The sequence below is a fragment of the Streptomyces sp. NPDC056347 genome, assembly GCF_042262625.1.
Taxonomy (GTDB): Bacteria; Actinomycetota; Actinomycetes; order Streptomycetales; family Streptomycetaceae; genus Streptomyces.
In genome coordinates this window covers 1-1811 of sequence record NZ_JBHJQP010000329.1, presented here as the reverse complement: position 1 = coordinate 1811, position 1811 = coordinate 1, and the positions used below count along the sequence as shown (strand labels likewise).

Below are 1811 nucleotides of genomic sequence, written 5' to 3'. Positions count from 1 at the left end.
CGGCACGGCCGGGGCGGCTTTGGGCCTCAGCCGTGCCGGCGCCGGGAACGTCCGGGCGCCGTGCCCGGTCCGGAGGCCCAGGCCGCTATCGGCGCCCCGCTGCTCCGTACCGTCCGGGCCAGCGACTGCGCGGGGCGGCGCAGCGCGAGGACCGCCAGGGCCGAGACCAGGGCGCCCAGCAGCAGGCCGACCGCGACGTCGTGCGGGTAGTGCACGCCGACGAAGACCCGGGAGAACGCCATCAGCAGAGCCATCGGCACGGTCAGCCAGGCCAGTACCGGCCGGACGAGCGCCACGGCGACCGCCGCCGCGCCCGCGATCGCGGAGTGGTTGCTGGGGAAGGACCAGTCGCCGTTCGGCGGGCAGGTCACCAGCGAGGCCGCGGCCCCGGCGACCGCCCGGCAGGGTCGCTCCTCGGTGATCGCCGACTTGAGCACCTCGCTGACCACGTAGCCGAAGGCCGTCGCCACCGGCGCCAGCACCGCCAGGGCCAGGGCGCGGTCGTCCCGGTTGCGGGCCCGCCACCACCCGGTGACGAACAGGAGGCCGAAGAGCAGGAGACCCAGCTCCGTCCATATCTCGGCCAGATGCTGCACCCATGACGGCATGTCATGCGCAAAGTCGGTGATGTCCCGGTAGAGCGGGGCGGTAACTGAACTATCCATGTGACAGAGGGTAGTGAATGAAATCCGAAGTTCATTCAGGAGCCGCCCGTCGTTCAACTCGACGGCGGTACGGGCCCGGTGCGCGATCCTCGGGGTCTTCGGGATGGTCCGGGGCCTTCGGGTCCGCGCGGGTTCTCGGGGCCCTTCGCGGGCTCTCCTGGGCCCTCGTCGGGGCCTCTCCGGGATGATGATCCGTAAAACTTGGTGCTCCGAGCGGTGGGTGAGGCAGGAGACGGCGCCGATCTCTCGTAGAGTTCGGGTCGTGGGATCTCTGCGTAATCCGATCGGTCCGCTTCCCTCCAGCATCTACTGGCGACGGAGGGCCGTAGCGGTGTCGCTCGTCGCGCTGATCGCGGTGCTGATCTTCTGGGCCGTGACCTCGGGCGGGGACAAGAGCGCCAAGAGCGATGCCCGGCCCGCCGGTTCGGGCCCCGCGAGCGAGATCACCCCGGGCCCCGGCGGCAGCGGCCCGGCCATCAGCGGACAGCCCGGCGGGCGCGACGAGCCGGACGACCCCGCCGACGGCGGCGGTGGCAACGGCGGCGCCACGGGCGCGGGTTCCAGCGGCGCGGGCTCCGGCGGCGGCGGTACGGACGCCGGGGGCGGCGCGGACACCGAGGCCGGCGACGCGGGCGGCTCGGGATCCGGTTCGGGCTCCGGGGGCGCGGCGGCCGAGCAGGTCCCGGCCTCCTCCCCGCTCCCCGACTGCACCGCCGAGGCGCTCCGGCTGAGCCTGGGCACCGAGAACAGCTACGCCCCCGGCGTGAAGCCGAAGTTCCGGCTGACCGTCAGGAACACCTCGGCCACCACCTGCAAGACCGACCTCGGCCCGAAGGCCGCGGTGCTCACCGTCACCGAGGCCGGGGGCGACGACAGCCAGGTCTGGTCCTCCAAGGACTGCCCGCGCGCCGCGGCGCCCCTGCTGCTGAAGGTCCCGGCGGGCGGCACCGTCGTCCACGCCGTGGAGTGGGACCGCCACAAGAGCTCCCCGCGCTGCGCGACGCCCGCGCCGGGCACGGCGGGGCCCGGTACGTATCTGGTCGAGGCGAAGGCGCCGGGCGAGCCGGTGCAGCGCGCCTCCTTCGTCCTCGCGAAGGACTGAGCTCCGGCAGACGCCGGACATGCGGAAGGGGCCCGGTCCTCCCG

Annotated in this window: 2 protein-coding genes; one reads left to right on the top strand and one right to left on the bottom strand. The window is 73.9% G+C overall.

The features are described from left to right. Positions 1-26: 26 nt before the first annotated feature. Positions 27-665, bottom strand: coding sequence for a phosphatase PAP2 family protein (locus ACFCV8_RS35960; protein WP_376689765.1), 639 nt, complete (start codon positions 663-665; stop codon positions 27-29). Between the two features lie 262 nt (positions 666-927). Here ACFCV8_RS35960 and ACFCV8_RS35955 point away from each other — a divergent pair, with 262 nt between their 5' ends. Then, positions 928-1767 carry a hypothetical protein gene (locus tag ACFCV8_RS35955; RefSeq protein WP_376689764.1) on the top strand — a complete coding sequence of 280 codons (840 nt, stop codon included), beginning with the start codon at positions 928-930 and terminating at the stop codon, positions 1765-1767. Positions 1768-1811 lie beyond the last annotated feature (44 nt).